At 67.5% G+C, this 16,650-nt stretch carries 18 protein-coding genes; 8 read left to right on the top strand and 10 right to left on the bottom strand.

Going from position 1 to position 16,650, the window contains the following annotated elements; translation table 11 throughout:
* Positions 1–173: 173 nt before the first annotated feature.
* The 3 genes from A3ES_RS0110645 (at position 174) to A3ES_RS0110635 (ending at position 1,972) form a co-directional block, all read left to right on the top strand.
* Positions 174–611 carry a hypothetical protein gene (locus tag A3ES_RS0110645; RefSeq protein ID WP_237744907.1) on the top strand — a complete coding sequence of 146 codons (438 nt, stop codon included), beginning with the start codon at positions 174–176 and terminating at the stop codon, positions 609–611.
* A gap of 67 nt (positions 612–678) precedes the next feature.
* On the top strand, positions 679–1,320 hold the full coding sequence (locus tag A3ES_RS0110640; RefSeq protein ID WP_040454445.1) for a hypothetical protein: 642 nt from the start codon (positions 679–681) through the stop codon (positions 1,318–1,320).
* 37 nt (positions 1,321–1,357) lie between these two features.
* On the top strand, positions 1,358–1,972 hold the full coding sequence (locus A3ES_RS0110635) for an HAD family hydrolase (RefSeq protein WP_020386787.1): 615 nt from the start codon (positions 1,358–1,360) through the stop codon (positions 1,970–1,972).
* Between the two features lie 68 nt (positions 1,973–2,040).
* Here A3ES_RS0110635 and A3ES_RS0110630 read toward each other — a convergent pair whose 3' ends face one another.
* Together A3ES_RS0110630 and A3ES_RS0110625 are read right to left on the bottom strand one after the other, a co-directional pair.
* Positions 2,041–3,474 carry a pre-peptidase C-terminal domain-containing protein gene (locus A3ES_RS0110630; protein ID WP_020386786.1) on the bottom strand — a complete coding sequence of 478 codons (1,434 nt, stop codon included), beginning with the start codon at positions 3,472–3,474 and terminating at the stop codon, positions 2,041–2,043.
* A 117-nt stretch (positions 3,475–3,591) separates the two neighbouring features.
* Positions 3,592–5,034 (bottom strand): zinc-dependent metalloprotease family protein, encoded by a 1,443-nt coding sequence (locus tag A3ES_RS0110625; protein ID WP_020386785.1) that lies wholly within the window; start codon positions 5,032–5,034, stop codon positions 3,592–3,594.
* A 326-nt stretch (positions 5,035–5,360) separates the two neighbouring features.
* Here A3ES_RS0110625 and A3ES_RS0110620 point away from each other — a divergent pair, with 326 nt between their 5' ends.
* Positions 5,361–5,996 carry a dihydrofolate reductase family protein gene (locus tag A3ES_RS0110620; protein WP_020386784.1) on the top strand — a complete coding sequence of 212 codons (636 nt, stop codon included), beginning with the start codon at positions 5,361–5,363 and terminating at the stop codon, positions 5,994–5,996.
* On the opposite strand, the gene A3ES_RS0110615 is transcribed toward A3ES_RS0110620, so the two are convergent.
* Both A3ES_RS0110615 and A3ES_RS0110610 read right to left on the bottom strand, forming a co-directional pair.
* The gene (locus A3ES_RS0110615) at positions 5,993–7,201 is read right to left on the bottom strand and encodes a zinc-dependent alcohol dehydrogenase family protein (RefSeq protein WP_020386783.1); all 1,209 of its coding nucleotides are present in this window, start codon (positions 7,199–7,201) and stop codon (positions 5,993–5,995) included. The two genes, A3ES_RS0110620 and A3ES_RS0110615, sit on opposite strands and share 4 nt — an antisense overlap.
* Positions 7,198–7,614 (bottom strand): acyl-CoA thioesterase, encoded by a 417-nt coding sequence (locus tag A3ES_RS0110610; RefSeq protein ID WP_020386782.1) that lies wholly within the window; start codon positions 7,612–7,614, stop codon positions 7,198–7,200. The genes A3ES_RS0110615 and A3ES_RS0110610 overlap by 4 nt, the downstream gene beginning before the upstream one ends.
* A 22-nt stretch (positions 7,615–7,636) precedes the next feature.
* On the opposite strand from A3ES_RS0110610, the gene A3ES_RS0110605 reads away from it, so the two are divergent.
* Complete coding sequence (locus A3ES_RS0110605; protein ID WP_020386781.1) at positions 7,637–8,287, top strand: alpha/beta fold hydrolase; 651 nt, start codon at positions 7,637–7,639, stop codon at positions 8,285–8,287.
* Here the strand turns inward: A3ES_RS0110605 and A3ES_RS0110600 are convergent.
* Positions 8,284–8,634 carry a VOC family protein gene (locus A3ES_RS0110600; protein ID WP_020386780.1) on the bottom strand — a complete coding sequence of 117 codons (351 nt, stop codon included), beginning with the start codon at positions 8,632–8,634 and terminating at the stop codon, positions 8,284–8,286. The two genes, A3ES_RS0110605 and A3ES_RS0110600, sit on opposite strands and share 4 nt — an antisense overlap.
* 94 nt (positions 8,635–8,728) lie before the next feature.
* Here A3ES_RS0110600 and A3ES_RS0110595 point away from each other — a divergent pair, with 94 nt between their 5' ends.
* The gene (locus tag A3ES_RS0110595; RefSeq protein ID WP_020386779.1) at positions 8,729–9,676 is read left to right on the top strand and encodes an acyl-ACP desaturase; all 948 of its coding nucleotides are present in this window, start codon (positions 8,729–8,731) and stop codon (positions 9,674–9,676) included.
* A 12-nt stretch (positions 9,677–9,688) separates the two neighbouring features.
* Here A3ES_RS0110595 and A3ES_RS0110590 read toward each other — a convergent pair whose 3' ends face one another.
* Positions 9,689–10,336, bottom strand: a complete 648-nt coding sequence (locus A3ES_RS0110590) for a MerR family transcriptional regulator (RefSeq protein WP_020386778.1) — start codon at positions 10,334–10,336, stop codon at positions 9,689–9,691.
* A gap of 73 nt (positions 10,337–10,409) precedes the next feature.
* Between A3ES_RS0110590 and A3ES_RS0110585 the strand changes: the two genes are divergently transcribed.
* Positions 10,410–10,877, top strand: a complete 468-nt coding sequence (locus tag A3ES_RS0110585) for a DUF4188 domain-containing protein (RefSeq protein ID WP_020386777.1) — start codon at positions 10,410–10,412, stop codon at positions 10,875–10,877.
* A 28-nt stretch (positions 10,878–10,905) separates the two neighbouring features.
* Positions 10,906–12,177 carry an MFS transporter gene (locus A3ES_RS0110580; protein ID WP_083933336.1) on the top strand — a complete coding sequence of 424 codons (1,272 nt, stop codon included), beginning with the start codon at positions 10,906–10,908 and terminating at the stop codon, positions 12,175–12,177.
* 12 nt (positions 12,178–12,189) lie between these two features.
* Here A3ES_RS0110580 and A3ES_RS0110575 read toward each other — a convergent pair whose 3' ends face one another.
* Genes A3ES_RS0110575 through A3ES_RS0110560 form a run of 4 tightly spaced genes read right to left on the bottom strand, consistent with a single transcriptional unit; the run spans position 12,190 to position 16,575 of the window.
* On the bottom strand, positions 12,190–13,533 hold the full coding sequence (locus tag A3ES_RS0110575) for an ABC transporter permease (protein WP_237744905.1): 1,344 nt from the start codon (positions 13,531–13,533) through the stop codon (positions 12,190–12,192).
* Entirely contained in the window at positions 13,530–14,222 is a 693-nt protein-coding gene (locus A3ES_RS0110570) for an ABC transporter ATP-binding protein (protein WP_020386774.1), read from the bottom strand. The genes A3ES_RS0110575 and A3ES_RS0110570 overlap by 4 nt, the downstream gene beginning before the upstream one ends.
* Entirely contained in the window at positions 14,219–15,517 is a 1,299-nt protein-coding gene (locus tag A3ES_RS0110565; RefSeq protein WP_020386773.1) for a peptidoglycan-binding protein, read from the bottom strand. Before A3ES_RS0110565 ends, A3ES_RS0110570 begins: the two co-directional genes overlap by 4 nt.
* On the bottom strand, positions 15,514–16,575 hold the full coding sequence (locus A3ES_RS0110560; protein WP_020386772.1) for a hypothetical protein: 1,062 nt from the start codon (positions 16,573–16,575) through the stop codon (positions 15,514–15,516). Before A3ES_RS0110560 ends, A3ES_RS0110565 begins: the two co-directional genes overlap by 4 nt.
* Between the last annotated feature and the right edge of the window lie 75 nt (positions 16,576–16,650).

Here is a 16,650-nt window from a genome sequence, read left to right as displayed (position 1 = left end):
CCTTCAAGGCCGCAGGTGGGTGTGTCGCTACGGGCGGGATGTGCATTGGCTCCAGGCGAGACTGCGACCGCGTCGGCTGCCACGAGCCACGCCTCGCCCAACAGGTGCGTGGGGCACTTCGCGCTCTTCAACAGAATGTTGACAACGGTTTGTTGATGATGGACTGTTTTGGGGTGCAACGCAATGACAGTGCGGGTGAGCCCGCCAGCGACCAGGCTCAGGCGCAGCGGGAGCGGGAGGCTCGGGAGTGGTTGCTGGCGGCTGGGGCTGAGCGGCTTGAGCAGCGGCCCTGGCAGCTTGGTTCTATGCCGCCGTCCGCGGTCGATCTGATCCAGTTCTTTCTGTGGCGGTCCAGGTCGGCGGCCTTCGGTGGGGCGGACACTGACCAGGAGCTGACCGACGCGGTGGTGGCGGCGCTACAGCTGCTACCGGCCGCGCGGGCCGAGATCGATCAACTCGAGACCGGGCTGCTGTTCGCCGCGCGTGGAATCGGACTCACGTGGGCTCAGATGGCCACCGCCCTCGGGCTGAACTCCCCACAAGCCTGCCAGCAACGCCTCGACCGCCTCACCACCCGAGCAAGCCGCCCCACGGATGACCTAGCACCATGACCGAGCACTCACCCCTGGAAGGACTGGCACGGTGACCGCGGCCTCCACCAACAGAAGGGCTGGTTCTGTGACGAGGAGTTCCGCGGCGGAGTTGTTGGTGCTGCACGCTGTTCGGCTCAAGGGGGTTGCTGATGAGCTGGCGGTTGCCAGGAGGTTCGCTCTTGATCGGGCGGTGACGGCGGAGCTGTTGCTCGACTGTCAGGCCTATGGCTGGATCACCTGGAGCGAGTTCGCCGGGTTGGGAGGTTGGTCGCTTACGGATGCCGGACGTGCGGAGAACGAGCGGCAGCTCGCGGTTGAGCTCGATCGGGCGGCTGGCCGCGAGGTGCTTCGTGAGATCTACACGGAGTTCCTGCCACTCAACGAGCGGTTGCAGCAGACCACTACCGACTGGCAGATCAGACCGACAGCCGCCGATTCGATGGCCTTCAATGACCACAACGACCCGCAATGGGATCGCCGTGTCATCGAGGAACTAGGCGCACTGGACCAGGCGCTGAGTGCGGTGTCCGAGCGGATCGGCGCCGTCCTCGATCGCTTCCGCGGGTATGACGACCGGTTCGCAGCAGCACTGGATCGAGTGCGGGCGGGAGACGGTGCCTGGGTGGACCGAACAGGCGCCGACTCCTGCCACACCGTGTGGTTCGAACTCCACGAAGACCTCATCGCGACCCTTGGCCTGGCCAGGGGCGAGACTATGAACCCGTGACCGGTAGCTATCGACGTGAGCGGCAGGTGGTGCCTCGGTGATCCGGCATGTTCTGTTTGACGCTGATGGCGTGCTGCAAGACCTTCCCGGTGGCTGGTACGCCGCGATGGAACCTCATCTCGGTGAACGAGCGAGAGAGTTCCTTCACCAGACTTGGAAGGATGAGCTGCCAGCACTGGCGGGACAGGACGACTATCTGCCCTTGCTGGCAGCCACGCTCGTGGAGTACGGCGTCGGGACGCCTGTCGAGGTTGTCTATCAGGACGTGTGGCACCGCATTGTCCGCAGCGAAGAGTCCTTTGCGATCGTCGAGATACTCCGGCGAAATGGCTACGGCGTGCACCTCGGCACGAACCAGGAGAAGTACCGGGGCGGGCATATGCGCACGGCTCTCGGGTACGACGCCATCTTCGACGTCAGCTGCTATTCCTACGATCTCGGTGTCGCCAAGCCGGACCCGGCCTTCTTCACCGAAGCCGCGCGACGGATCGCGGCCGCCCCGTCCACGATCCTGTTCATCGACGACGTGGCCGCCAACGTCGCGGCCGCAAGAAACGCTGGACTCGCGGCCGAGCAGTGGGAGCTGACTCAAGGCCACGACACCCTGCTCGCGCTCCTCACCAATCATGGCGTTGACGCAGCCCACCGATAGACACCGGTGGAAACGCGAGCGTTGAAGACCGCGGTTGGTCACACGCGGAGGGTGACCAACCGCCGGGGTCATGACGGGTTGATGGTGAGGGTGTAGCCGCCTCGGCTGCCGTAGGTGGAGTAGCCGGTGTCTAGGGGGTTTGCGTAGCCGGTGTTGTCGATTCGGAGGTAGTAGGTGCCTGGCTGGAGGTTGCTGGTGACGGTGGCGCTCAGGCCGGTGGGGGTGCCGGCGTCTGACTGGCCGGAGGCTGGGTCGGCTGTGGCGACGACCGTGCCTGCCGAATTGAGCAGGTCGAGCTTGACGTCGAGGTTGCCCCCTATCGCCGCTGCATTCGCGGTGGCGGTGTAGTTGCCGGCAGCGCTGACATCCACGCGGTACACATCCGTGTCCGCCTCAGCGGCGATGAAGCCGTTGGCCGCAGTACCAACCGTGAGCGCGGCCGCTGCGGCAGTAGTGTCACCCGCCTCGTCGGTACGAAGTGCCAGGCCGTGGGTGCCGATGACCGAGTAGTCGTCCTCGGAGTTGTTCGCACCGGAGTACTCGCCCTTGCTCCACTGGCTGATCCCCCGGTAGTAGCCGACACCCATGATCGGCGCCCACGAACCGTGCCCTTGGTAGTACCCGACGGATGCGGTGCCGTCGTGGCCGAGGCCGACGTTGTGGCCGGCTTCGTGCGAGGCAGCCTCGGCGAGGTTCTTGGCGCCGGTACCGACGCCACGGGTGAACACCAGCGCGGGCTGGTAGTAGTCGTGCTGACCTGCGTTGTCGTAGACGCCGATATAGGCGACACCGCCGCAGCCACAGCCGGACTGGTACCAGGTGTCCGGGTCGATCAGTACCCGCGTTCCGTACTGCAGGTCGGCCGAGTTCGTCCGGTTGATCGCGTCCTGCGCCGGCTCCTGGGTCGTCACGTCGACGTCGAAGGCGGCGTAGTCCTCCGCGACCCGCGCCCACACCTCATGGACGACGTCCTGCTCAGCGGTGCTGAAGCTCGCCGGGTTCCCATCGGTGTCGTACTGCGAGACGTTGACCGGGTCGACGCCCTTGGCCGCGTTCCACGCCGTACCGGTGATGGTGTGGCCGTCGAAGTCCAGGTAGATGACCCGGTTCGATCCGGGCTTGCTGTGCAGCTCGAAGGCCGGGCCCTCGGCGGCAGCGACCGCTCCGGTCGCCCAGCGAGCTGAGGCCTCGGAAGTTTTCTGGGCCTGGGTCAGAACCGGCTCGCGGAAGAACAACCGGCCGTCGGAGTCGAGCCAGCTGGTCTTGTCGGTGGCGAGGGTGTCCCGGAGTTTCTGCTCGGACAGACCGTTGCGCTGGGCAACTTCTGCGAGGCGGGACTGGATCTTGCCGAGCGCGGTCAGACCCGGCGTCGGCTGACCGATGAGCTGGTCGAGCGGTGGCTGTTGCGCGTCGGCCTGGGCGCCGGCGGCAACCGCCAGCGCTCCGAACACGACGGCACCGGCAGCTACGAGCGCACTAGTTCGGCGGAACCTGCTGTGCATCTGGAATCCTCCTCAAGGATTCCCCCCAGAAGTTCGTGCTCTGGTGTTTCCCCCGTGACGTGCGCCGGGACATGTGGTCGGAGCGAGCGCGACCACATGTCCCGGGACACGGTTCTGCTAGCCGGCGGTGACGCGGACTGAGTAGCCGCCGCGGCTTCCGTAGGTGGAGTAGCCGGTGTTCAGCGGGTTGCCGTAGCCGACGTTCTCGACGCGGAGGTAGTAGCGGCCCGCCGTGACCTGGCGGTTGATGCTGGCGCTCAGGCCGGTCGGCGTACCCGAGTTGGACTGGCCGGCGGCCGGGTCCGCGGTGGCGACGACTGTGCCTGCGGAGTTGAGCAGCTGGAGCCTGATGTCCAGGTCGGCACCGGAGGCCGCCGCGTTGGCCGCGAAGGTGAAGGTGCCGGCCGACAGGTCGATCCGGAAGGTATCGACGTCCGAGTCACTGGCGTAGACCCCGTTGACCGCGGTACCCAGCGTGAGGGCGGTCGCGTCGGAGGTGCCGTTGCCGTGCTCGTCGGCGCGCAGGGCCAGGCCGTTCTGGCCGACGACCGTGAAGTCGTCTTCCTTGTTGTTGGCGCCGGAGTACTCGCCCTTGCTCCACTGGCTGATCGCCTTGGAGTAGCCGACGCCCATGATCGGCGCCCAGGCGCCGTGGCCGGTGTAGTAGCCGACCGAGGCGGTGCCGTCGTGGCTGAGTCCCAGGTTGTGACCGGCCTCGTGCGACGCGGCCTCGGCGATGTTCTTCGCGCCGGTACCGACGCCCTTCGTGAAGACGAGGGCAGGCTGGTAGTACGAGTGCTGCGAAGTGTTGTCGTAGACACCAACGTAGGCGACACCGCCACAGCCGCAGCCGGACTGGTACCAGGTGGTCGGGTCGATCAGGACGCGAGTGCCGTACTGCTGGTCTGACGAACCGGACCGCGTGATGGCCGCCGCGGGCGGCGCCTGCGTCGTCACGTCGACGTCGAACGGCGCGTAGTCCTCGGCGACGCGGGCCCACACGTCACGGACCACGTTCTGCTCGGTCGTGCTCCAGTTGCTGGTGTTGCCGTCGGTGTCGTACGGCGTGACGTTCACGGTGGACGGCTTGCCATTGTTCCAGGCAGTGCCGGTGATCGTGTGCCCGTCGAAGTCCAGGTAGATCACCCGGTTCGAGCCGGCCTTGCTGTGCAGCTCAAAGGCGGGACCGGTCGCGGCGGCGACGGCCTTCGTGGCGAACTGCGGGGACTTGGCGGTGGCCGACCGCTGCTTGGCGGTGGCGACCGGCTCGGCGTAGAAGAGCTTGCCGTCCTTGTCCAGCCAGCTGGTCTTGTCGGTGGCCAGGATCCGCTGCAGCTGCTGCTCGGCGATGCCGTTGCGCTCGGCCAGTTCGGCGAGTCGCGGCTGGAGCTTGCCCAGGGCGGCTTTACCCTGGAGCTGCTCTCCGAGCAGTGTGTCTAACGGGGCCGGGGACGGACCCTGTTGGGCGTCTGCCTGGTTGCCGGCCACGACGGCCAGCGCTCCGAACAGAACGGCACCGGTGCCTACTAGCGCACCGGTTCGGCGGAACCTGCTGTGCATCTGGGGTCCTCCTCAGGGACTCCTGGGCGGCTCCTCGGCGATGACGCCGGCGGCGGTGAGAAGCCGTCCTGCCTCACTTGTCGTGCGCGTACGCACACTTTGCGTAGAGTGCCCCATCGGTTGCCGCCCTGTATACATTTTTCCGAGGAATTTACGTTCTCCAGAACCGCCTCCGCGCCTCTCCCGACTCACTGACACAGCAGCGGCTTGGTGTGATGTGGATCACACCGGCCCAGAATGTCGAATTCACCGGAGCCCACCCGACGCGTCGTCGAAAGGTCAGCACGACCACACCCCGGAGTACCGGGCGACGAACGGAGAAACCCATGAAACTCACCCTTCACACCTTCCTCAGCCTCGACGGCGTCATGCAGGGCCCCGGCGGCTTCGAGGAGGACCGCAGCGGCGGCTTCGACCGCGGCGGCTGGCTGATTCCGTACGGCGACGAGGTGATGGGCGAGATCGTCGAGGGCTGGTTCGCCAAGGCGGGCGCCATCCTGCTCGGCCGGACGACGTACACGATGATGGAGTCCTACTGGTCGCAGATCGACGACGGCAGCAACACGGCCAGCGGGCTCAACAACCTGCCGAAGTACGTCGCTACCTCCACGCCGCTGGCGCCGGTCTGGAATGACAGCACCGCGCTCACCGGAGATGTCGTCAAGCAGGTCGAGGAGCTGAAGGCCAAGCCAGGCGGCGAACTGCAGATCCACGGCTCCTGTGCTCTGGCCCGCACGCTGCACCAGGCCGGCCTGATCGACGAGTACCGGCTGCTGACCTTCCCGGTCGCGGTCGGCAGCGGCAAGCGGCTGTTCACCGAGGACGCGCCGGCGTACGGGTTCAAGCTGGTCGAGAGCCGCGTTACCAGCACTGGAGCCACGTACTCCGCGCTGACGCCGACTCCGTTCCAGACCGGCACCGCAGCGATCGAAGACGGCAGCTCTACCTTCTCGACCGACTAGACGAGCAGGACTTGGCGGATGGACGTGCCTGCAGCGAGGACGTCGAAGGCTTCGTTGAGGTTCTCCAGGCGGACCGTTGAGGTCAGCAAGCGGTCGACCGGCAGGCGGCCCGCCTGGTAGAGCGCTATGTAGCGGGGGATGTCGCGGCTGGGGATGGCTGATCCCAGGTAGGAGCCTTTGAGCGTTCGCTCTTCGGCGACCAGGCTGACGGCCGGGATGCTCAGTGTCTGCGACGGATGCGGTAGACCGACCGTGATGGTGGTTCCGCCGCGGCGGGTCGCGGCGTAGGCCTGGCCCAGTACTGCGGCGCTGCCGACGGTCTCGAAGGCGTAGTGGGCACCACCACCGGTTGCCTCGCGCACCTGCTCGACGACATCGTTGCCTCGGGCATCAATCGCGTGAGTGGCACCCAACTCGAGGGCGAGGGAAAGCTTCTCCGGTACTACGTCCACCGCGACGAGCGGGTGTGCACCGACCAGCGCGGCTCCGAGCAACGCTGACAACCCGACGCCGCCGAGGCCGAAGACGACCGCGCTCTGTCCTGCCTGGACGCGCGCGGTGTTGACCACGGCACCGACGCCGGTCATCACGGCGCAACCGAAGAGCGCGGCGATCTCCGGCGGCAACCCCGGGTCGATCTTCACCGCGGACCGCGCCGAGACGACCGCATGATCGGCAAAGCCAGAAACACCCAAGTGGTGGTGCAAGCGACGCTCGCCGGAGGGCGAAGTGCTGGCGGTCCCGCCCATGGGCGAAGTGGAGGTCGTCTCGCCCGTGGGCGAGGTGCTGTTGGTCTGGGCCGCAGGCGGGATGCTCAGTCGGCGTTCGCCCGAGAGGAGAGTGCCGGCCGTGTTGGCTGCTGCGCCCGGCTCGCACAGGGCCGCGCGGCCTTCTGCGCAAGGTCCGCAGGTACCGCAAGCGGGGACGAAGGCGAAGCCGACCGTGTCACCGGCCGCGAACCCGGGCGCCTCCGACCGCACCACCTCGCCGGTCGCCTCGTGCCCGAGCAGCATCGGCATCACCCGTGGCCGCGACCCGTCGATCACCGACAGATCCGAGTGACACAGCCCGGCAGCGCGGATCCGGACGAGCAACTCACCGGGCCCCGGCGGCGCGAGCTCGACCTCCTCGATCCGGAGCGGCCGCGATTCGGCGTACGGGCTCGGCAGGCCCATCTCCCGCAGTACGGCGCCTCGCACGATCATCCGGCGATCCCTTCCAGCGCAGTACGGATGCTGTCGGGCAGCGGGACCGGGCGGCGGTTCTCGCGATCCACGAAGACATGCACGAACCGCCCGGTCGCGGCGGGCTCCGCGGAGCCACTCCGGAACAGCCCGATCTCGTAGCTCACGCTGGAGTTGCCGACCTTCGCCACCCGCAGTCCGGCGTCGACCGGATCGGGGAACGCGAGCGACTGCTTGAAGGTGCACTGCGACTCCACGCACAGCCCGATCACGTCCCCGCGATGGATATCGAGCCCACCGGCGCGGATCAGGAAGTCGTTGATCACCGTGTCGAAGAAGCTGTAGTACTCGACGTTGTTCAGATGACCGTAGACGTCGTTGTCCTTCCATCGCGTACTGATCGCGAGGAAATGCGGGTAGGAGCTCCGATCCATCCGCCCACCATAGGGTGCGGGTGTGACATACGTACTGATTCCCGGCGCCGGCTGCACGCCCTGGCACTGGCACCTGCTGACCGCCGAACTGCAGGGGCGCGGGCAAGAGGTCATCGCCGTCGATCTCCCCTGTGACGACGAGTCCGCCGGCCTCAGCGCGTACTGCGATGCAGTGGTCACCGCAGTCGGTCAGCGCACCGACCTGGTCGTGGTGGCCCATTCGCTCGGCGGCTTCACCGCGCCGGCTGTGTGCGAACGGCTGCCGGTGGAGCTGGTGGTCCTCGTGGCGGCGATGGTCCCTCCGCCGGGAGAGGCAGTGAGCGACTACTGGGACAACACGTCGTACGACTGGAACGGCGACGAGGACGTGGACACCTTCTTCCACGACCTTCCGGCGGAGCTCGCCGCGGAAGCAAGACGGCAACTGCGAGAGCAGGCCGGACGGCCGATGGGTGACCCCGCCCTGTTCGAGCACTGGCCGGACGCACCGACGCGAGCGGTGATCGCCACCGACGATCTCCTGTTCCCGCCTGACTACCTGCGCAAGCTGACCACCGACCGACTCGGGTTCGCACCGGACGAAATGCCCGGCGGGCACTTCCCGATGCTGGGTCACCCGGTCGAACTGGCCGACCTCCTCGAGCGGTACCGCCTCGCAGTACAGGCTGGTTAGTCCTGCCAGAGGCCGATGCGGTTGCCGTCCGGGTCGAGGAAGACGGCCATCCGCCCCAGGCCGGGGACTTCCCAGGGCGGGACCGCTGTCTTGGCGCCGAGCTCCTCGGCACGGGCGAGGGATGCGTCCAGGTCGGGGACCGAGAAGTAGGTGACGACGCCGGCCGGGCGAGTCTCGTCCTGCTGACCGATGCCGCCGGGGAGAGTCCCGTCGTCCGGGTCGATCAGGGCGTAGTTGAGCGATTCGATGACCTGCAGGCGCCAACCGAACAGCTGGGCGTAGAAGGCGCGGGAGGCGTCGGCGTCCTTGGCGGTGATGTCGATCCAGGCTGGGTGATTGGTGTCCATACCCCTACGTCGGAGCAGGTGCCGGCGATTCGACAGGGTGCTCTGAACCTACGGTTGCGTAACTTACGGTGCCGTAGGGTGGGGGGAGCCGCCCATGAAGGAGACCACGGTGACCGACAAGCTGGTGACGAATCTGCTGCATGAGCTGGAGCCCGTCGTCGAGGAGAATCTCGAGCGGCACCTGGCCATCACCAAAGACTGGAACCCGCACGACTACGTGCCGTGGAGCGAGGGCCGCGACTTCGCCTTCCTGGGTGGTGAGGACTGGTCGCCGGAGCAGTCCCGGCTCGATCCGGTCGCCAAGGTCGCGATGATCACCAACCTGCTGACCGAGGACAACCTGCCGTCGTACCACCGGGAGATCGCCACCCAGTTCGGTCTCGACGGTGCGTGGGGCACCTGGGTCGGGCGCTGGACCGCGGAGGAAGGCCGGCACGGGATCGCGCTGCGCGACTACCTGGTGGTCACCCGCGGCGTCGACCCGGTCGAGCTCGAGGTCGCCCGGATGGCGCACATGACCGCCGGGCACGAGGTCGACAAGAACATGCTCGAGGCGATCGCCTATGTCAGCTTCCAGGAGCTGGCCACCCGCGTCTCGCACCGCAACACCGGCAAGGCGACCGGCTGCCCGATCGCGGACCAGTTGCTGGCCCGGATCGCCACCGACGAGAACCTGCACATGATCTTCTACCGCAACCTGGTCGCCGCCGCGTTCGAGTCGGCGCCGAACGAGACGATGCGCGCGGTCGTCAACGAGGTCCGCGACTTCTCGATGCCGGGCGCCACCATGGAGGGGTTCGCCCGGAACTCGGTGACGATCGCGAAGGCCGGCATCTACGACCTGCGGCTGCACCACGACGAGGTGGTCGCGCCGATCCTGCGGATGTGGAAGGTCTTCGAGCGCGAGGACCTGAGCGGCGACGGCGCGAAAGCGCGCGACGAGCTGGCCGAGTTCATGACCGCCCTCGACGCCCAGGCCAGCCGCTTCGTCGAGCAGCGCACCCGCCTGCTGGAACGCCAGGCCGCCCGCGCCGCCGGCTGACCTGCCAGGCGGTCATTCAGCCTGTACTGCGCACGCGGCGGTGGTAGGCGAGATCCCATAGCGGCGCGCTGAGGCGTCTTGCTGGGCTAGGCGGCGCAGGGCCAACAGGACTGGACCGCCTAGAGCGGTGACGACCACGGTGTCTTCGACCGTTTGCTGGCGGTCGCCTGACGGGAGATGGCTGACCTCTGCGTCGGCGACCTGGGCGGCAGCTGAGGCGTAGGCCTCCAGGAGGTCATCGTCGAGGTGGTAGCCGACCTTCTCCAGAGCGTCGAGGGATGCGGCCAGCAGGACGCGGTCCTGGGATTCGGAGTAGACGAGCCAGCCGTACTGCGCGACGAGGGCATCGACCCGCCGGCGCGACTCGTCAGTCGCCGTGAGGTCATTCGGGATCAGCGCGCCATGAACCGCGCCCAGTACCTCGTGCAGTTCGTGGGACTCCTCGTCCACCTCGGCGAGCACGCTGCGCACGCGAGCCAGCGACAACCCGCCCGACTCGACCAGCGCCCGGATCAGCCGGAGCCGGCGGATGTGCGATTCGTCGTACCGGGATCTGGTGGCACCGACCGACTCGCCGGGCTCGAGCAAGCCCTCGCGCAGGTAGTACTTGATCGTCGCCACCGGGACCTCGGTCCGCTGGGACAGCTCTGCGATCCACATCGCGCCTCCTCTTGACTTTTGGAGAGTATCACTTTCCAATATTGGGTAGCTGAACTATCCAAAGGGAGAGCTGATGATCGAGGGACGGCAGACCGCGGCGTACGACAAAGACCTGGTGGTCTTCCTGATCGGATTCCGGGTGAACAAACTGCGCGCCTGGCGGCAGTGGCTCCCGGTGTCGAAGGCGATGGGCCCGATGCTGCGGGAACTGAGCACGGATCCCGAGAGCGGGCTGCTCAGCTTCCGCACCTTCCCGACCTTTCGCGGCGTGACGATGGTCCAGTACTGGGAGTCCGTCGAGAAGTTGCAGGCGTTCGCGAACGACCCGCAGCGCACCCACCGACCGGCCTGGACGAACTTCTTCAAATACGCCTACCAGAGCAACAACGTCGGCATCTGGCACGAGACGTACGTCGTACCGGCCGGCCACACCGAAACGATCTACGGCAACATGCCACTGATCGGCCTCGGCAAGGTCGCGGGCGTCGTACCGGTGAACAGCCGCGGTGAGAGCGCGGCCGAGAGGTTGGCCAAGCGGTAGGTGTAGTTACAGTGCAGGCGTGCAGTTCATGCGGGATCTGGGCAGGTTGTTGCGGCGGGGGGATTTCCGTCGGCTGTTTGCTGTGCGGTTGACCTCGCAGTTCGGTGACGGGGTCTTCCAGGTCGCGTTGGCGGCGTACGTGCTGTTCTCTCCGGAGCGGGCACCGGATGCCGCCGCGATCGCGGGGCTGTTCGCCGTCGCTCTGCTCCCGTACTCCGTGCTTGGCCCGTTCACCGGCGTCTTGCTCGACCGTTGGTCGCGGCGGCAGATTCTGTTCGGCGCCAATCTGACCCGGGCCGCTCTGGTCTGCGTGGTCGGCCTGTTCGTCGCACTCGGCAACGCAGGAGTCCCGTTCTACCTCGCAGTGCTGCTCACCCTGGGTGTGAACCGCTTCCTGCTGTCCGGCCTCTCCGCCGGACTCCCCCACGTCGTCGACACCGACGAGCTCGTGATGGCCAACGCAGTCACCCCCACCTCCGGTACTGCGTTCTTCCTGATCGGTGGTGGAGTCGGAGCCGGAGTGAAGCTCATCAGCGACTCCGACCTGGCAGTGCTCGGTACTACGGCCGTCATCTACGTGTGCGCAGCCCTACTCGCCCTACGCCTCGGCCGGCACCAGCTCGGCCCGGACACGATCGGCGAAGAGCCCGGCGTGGTCGAGGCCATCCGCGGCATCGTCGCCGGGCTCATCGACGGCGGCCGGCACCTCAAGGCGCGTCCTCAGCCGGCCTTGGGGCTCGCCGCGATCGGCTCGCTGCGCTTCTTCTTCGGGCTCGTCACGGTCGCGATGATCCTGCTCTACCGCAACAAGTTCTACGGCCCGGACCAGCTGGACCAAGCCTTCGGCGCACTCGCCCTGGCGACCGGAGCCGTTGGTGCGGGCCTCTTCATCGCTGCCCTGGTGACACCCTGGGCGACCAGAGTGCTGACGCTGCGCCGGTGGATCACAGTGCTGTTCGTCGCCGCCGCGGTGGTGACGGCGATGCCCGGCGGCCTCTACACCCAGCCCGCCATCCTGGTCGCCGGCTTCCTCACCGGCTTCTGCGCGCAGGGCGTGAAGATCAGTGTCGACACGCTCGTGCAGACCGGCGTGGACGACATCTACCGAGGCCGGGTGTTCTCCCTCTACGACATGATCTTCAACGTCGGGCAGGTGTCGGCCGCCGCACTCGGCGCCGTCATCCTGCCCGACGACGGGAAGTCCTACCCGGTCCTCGGTTTTGTCGTCCTCGGCTTCGCCTTCACCGCGTTCGCCTACTCGCGGCTCTCAGCCCGTACTCCGCTCCCGGCTACCTCCTGAAGACCACGCGGCTCAAGATCCGCGCAGCGCTGTGATCGGCTGGATGGCCGACGCCTTCCACGCGGGGTACGTACCGGCGATCAGACCGATCAGTGCCCCCAGCAACGGGGCTCCGAACGTCAGCTTGCTGTCCAGGATCGGCGTCCAGTCGCGCATGAACGAGACGCCGACCGTGAGTAAGACGCCGACCGCCGTTCCCAGCAATCCACCCAGGAAGCCGACGATCACGCTCTCGACCAGGAACTGCCCGGCAACGTGTCTTCGGGCGGCGCCCAGCGCGCGGCGAAGGCCGATCTCCGACACGCGTTCCAGCACCGAAAGCAGCGTCACGTTGGCGATCCCGAGACCACCGACCAGGAGCGCGACGGCGCCCAGCAACAGGAACAGCGCGTTCAGATTGGACTCGACGTCCTTGCGTACGCCGCCCTGCTGCGGCGGTGCGTCCACCTTGAGCGCACTCGGCTGGTTCGGGTCGATCGCCACCGGCGCCTGCTTGGCGATCAGTTGCGCCGCGCCGACCGCAGTACGGATCTCTACCGAGTCCGGTGCCTTCAGGTCGTAGACGTTCTTGGCCGTGCCGTTGGGCAGGATGACGGAGTCGAGCAGTTCGGCCTTGCCGCTGACCGAGTCGAGGATGCCGATCACGGTGTAGGCCTGGTCACCGATGAAGACGGCCGGTTGCGAGTCGACCCGGTTGATCCCGAGCCGCGCGGCCGCATTCTTGCCTAGGACAACGACCGGGTCGGCCCGCTGGTCGTGACCCGAATCGAAGAACCGGCCGGTCTTCAGTACGGAGCGAACCGCGTCGAAGAGCCCCGCTGAGGCAGCCATGACCTGCAGCTTGTGACCGTCCTTCTGGCCGTCCAGCCCGGCCACGCTGCGAACCAGCTCTTCGCCGACGTCGACCTGGCTGACCGTGCCGGCCGCGTCGACGCCGTTCAGCCGCTTGAGGCGTTCCGGCGAGTCCCACGGCAGCTGAGCCGCCGCTTCACCTTCTTGCCCGTTGTCGTCCGGCGCGACAACGACACGCGTCGCGGCGGCCAGATCGAACAGCTGGGTGATCTGGCCGGCCGCGGTCTGCCCGAGCCCGACCGTTCCCACCAGCGCGGCGATGCCGAGCACAGTGCCGAGTGTGGTCAGGATCAACCGCGTCGGCCGCGCCGCGACACCGGCCAGCGCCTCGTCGAGCAGATCCCGTACTGCGGGCCCGCCCGTCAACCGCTTGCCCCGCCGCGGCCCAGCGATCCGCCGTACTACGCCCGCCAGCGCAAGGCGACCCCGCTTGCGCCCGCGGCGGGAGGTGGACGGCCCGCCGGCGGGATCCGGGGGGCCTGCTTGTTGGGTCCGCCAGCTCACCACTGCAGCGTCCCGTCGACGATGCGGACCCGGCGCTGGGCACGCTCACTGACATGGTCATCGTGAGTGATGACCGCGAGCGTCATGCCTTCGTGGTGCAGTTCGTCGAACACCTGCAGGATCGCCTCCGCGTTGACACTGTCCAGGTTGCCGGTCGGTTCGTCGGCCAGCAGCAGACTCGGTTCGGCCACCAGAGCGCGCGCGATCGCGACTCTCTGCCGCTCACCACCCGACAGCGTGCTCGGCCCGAACTCCATCCGGTGCGCCAGCCCGACCCGCTCCAACGCGACCCGCGCCCGCGCCATCCGCTCCTTGCGCGGCACACCGACGTACACCATCGAGAGCGCGACGTTCTCCAGCACGGTGCGGTGATCGAGCAGATGGAACGACTGGAAGACGAATCCGATCCGCTCGCCCCGCAGTACGGCGCGGCGCCGCTCCCGCAGGCTCATCGTGTCGACGCCGTCCAGCCGGTAGACCCCACCCGTCGGGTTGTCGAGCAGCCCGAGCAAATGCAGCAGGGTCGACTTGCCCGACCCGGACGGACCGACGATCGACAGGTACTCCCCTTGCCCGATGGTGAGGTCGACCTCGCGGATCGCCTGGACTTCGGGCGGCCCGGGGAAGAATCGCCGGACGCCGATCATCTCCACCACCGGCGCCGGCAACGCCACGGCCGTCGCGGTCATTTCCCGACCACCACTTGGTCGTCCTCGGTCAGCTTGGCGTCGCCGTTCGGCGTCACCTGGGCGAAGCCATCGGCGGACAGCCCGACCGTGACCGGGATCAGCTCGATCTTGCCGTTCCGCAGTACCTCGACCCGGCTGCTGCCGTCGGAGCCCGCCGACAACGCGGCCACCGGTACGGCGAGAACCTTGCCGGCGGTGCTCTTGACCGGGATGGTGACCCGGACGTTCGCTTCGCGCAGGCGCTCCAACTGGGCCGCGGTCAGCGTCTTGGGCGCCACCACGACGTTGTAAGCGTCCGCGCTACCGGTGATCCGGCGGACGGTGGCCTGCACGATCGTGCCGTCACCGAGGTCGAAGCTGGCCGGCATCCCGACCTTGAGCCGGTTCTTGGTCGCCGCGTCCACCTTGATGGTGACGACGAGCGAAGCGCCGCTGACCGACATCACTACGCCGTTGACGGTGCCGCCACGCTCGACCTTCACGTCGTCGACCCGGCGCGGGAGTGTCTTCACGTAGACGACCTCCGACACCGGCAGCGGCGTACCGGCCTTGAACTCGGCTTCGTTCAGCGCCTCCTGGGCGTCGGCCAGGTTCTCCTCCGCGTCGTCGACCGCGCCCTGCTGGACCGACGTGTCGGCCTTGCCCGGACCGGCCTTGGCCTGCTTGAGCGCCGCCTGCGCCTGCCGGAGCCCGTTCTTCATCGCGTCGACGCTCTTGTCGGCGCCATCCACAGCCTGCTTGAGCTGCTCGTCCGGCTCGGGCGCCTCGTACCCGGCCGCCTCGTAGAGCTCCTCGATCGCCCGCGCAGTACTGCCGTCGTACTTCGTATCGACGGTCCCCGGGTCGAAACCGAGCTTCTCCAGCGTCTGCTCGAGTTGCAGCACGTCCGGGCCTTTGGAGCCCGGCGCGAGCGAGCGATACATCGGCAGCACGCCGGGCAGCCCGATCACCGGCCGGCCCGCGATCTCCAGCAGCGCCTTGCCCGCTTGGATGGTGGACCCGACCTTCGGCACCTTCCCCGTCACCACAGCCGGCGTCTTCAGGCCACTGGTCTCGACCCGGACGTTCACCGCTCCGTCGAACGAGGTGTCGCCCCGAGCGACGACCTTGCTGGACAACGCCTTCTTCTCCACCGGCACGGTGATCTGCGAGGCCTTCGGCGGCGCGGTCTTGGCCGCCGCGTCCTCCGGCGACATCAGCCGGCTACCGGCGGCGACACCCACGCCGAGCGAGAGCGTCGCCACCGCGGAGACCCCGACCAGGACCCGGCGGCGGGACTTGGGTGAGGCGGTCACCGCTCCGACACCGAGTCGCGGTACTGCTCGAGCTGCGTCTTGTTCGCCGTGACGAACTCCTTTTCCAGCTCGTACTGCGCCTTCTTGTACGGCTCGTTGTACCCCTTCGCCTTGCAGCCCTGGTCGGCCTTGGCGAGCTCGATCTCCTCCTTGCGAAGGTCGCCCAGCTTGGCGGCGTCGACCTTGTCGAACGACGGCGGTCCGGTCACCACCGCCGGGCCGCCCTTGCCGGGAGCACCTTTGCCGGGAGCACCGGTCAGTTCGTCCAGTTTCTTGCTGATCTTGTCGCGGGGCTCATCGGGCTTCTTGAATCCGCTGTGTCCCGCGTCGGCGAGGCAGTCCGACCAGGCGGACGTCGCGTCCACCACACGCTGGTCGGCCTCGATCCGCTTGCGCAGCGCCTCGATATCCTTGAACAGCGAGTCGAACTTGCTGAATTCCTCCATCTTGTCGTCGCGCTTGCCGTACACGTCCTCGGCGGCCTTGCCCCGGCATCCCAGGTCGATCACCTTGTTGGTGCTCTTGCCGTCGTTCTGCGGCAGCGCGACGATGCCACCGCCGGTCGCGAACGGGCCGTTCAGCGCCTTGTCGTAGGCCTTCTGAGCAGTCGGCGACAGTGCCTTGCGGATCTTCGTGTTGGGGTTGCTGTCGTCCTCCCCCGGCTTGGACCAGTCGATCGTGCTGATGCCGTAGCCGTACTGCTCGGCGAACTTGTCCGGCGGCAGCTTGAAGGCCTCGTCGAACTTGGACTTGCCCTCCGACTCCGGCGGCACCGCGACGTACTCGAAACCGGCCGCCTTCATGCAGGCGGCGGTGGCGTCCTCGACCTTGCGCTGTTTGGCCAGCTCCTCCTCGGAGGACTCCTGCGGTCCGCCACCGATCCGGACGGCCCGCGTCATCCCGCCGGAGCCGCTCATGAAACCTTCGCCCATGTACTCCGCGAGCGGACTCTTGTCGTCGCTCTTGACCGGTTCCTTGTCCGCTGCCGAGCCGTCCGCACCACAGCCGGCGAGTGCCAGTACAGCGACCAGCGAGAGCGCTATGCGTGAGTTCTTCATGGGGTGGAGCGTGACCGGGGAGCAGTGAAGAACCTGTGAAGGACCGATCAGCACCCGATGCTCTCAGCCGATCTT

It is taken from the genome of Kribbella catacumbae DSM 19601, assembly GCF_000372465.1.
Classification (GTDB): Bacteria; Actinomycetota; Actinomycetes; order Propionibacteriales; family Kribbellaceae; genus Kribbella; species Kribbella catacumbae.
This window is presented reverse-complemented; position numbering and strand designations above follow the sequence as displayed.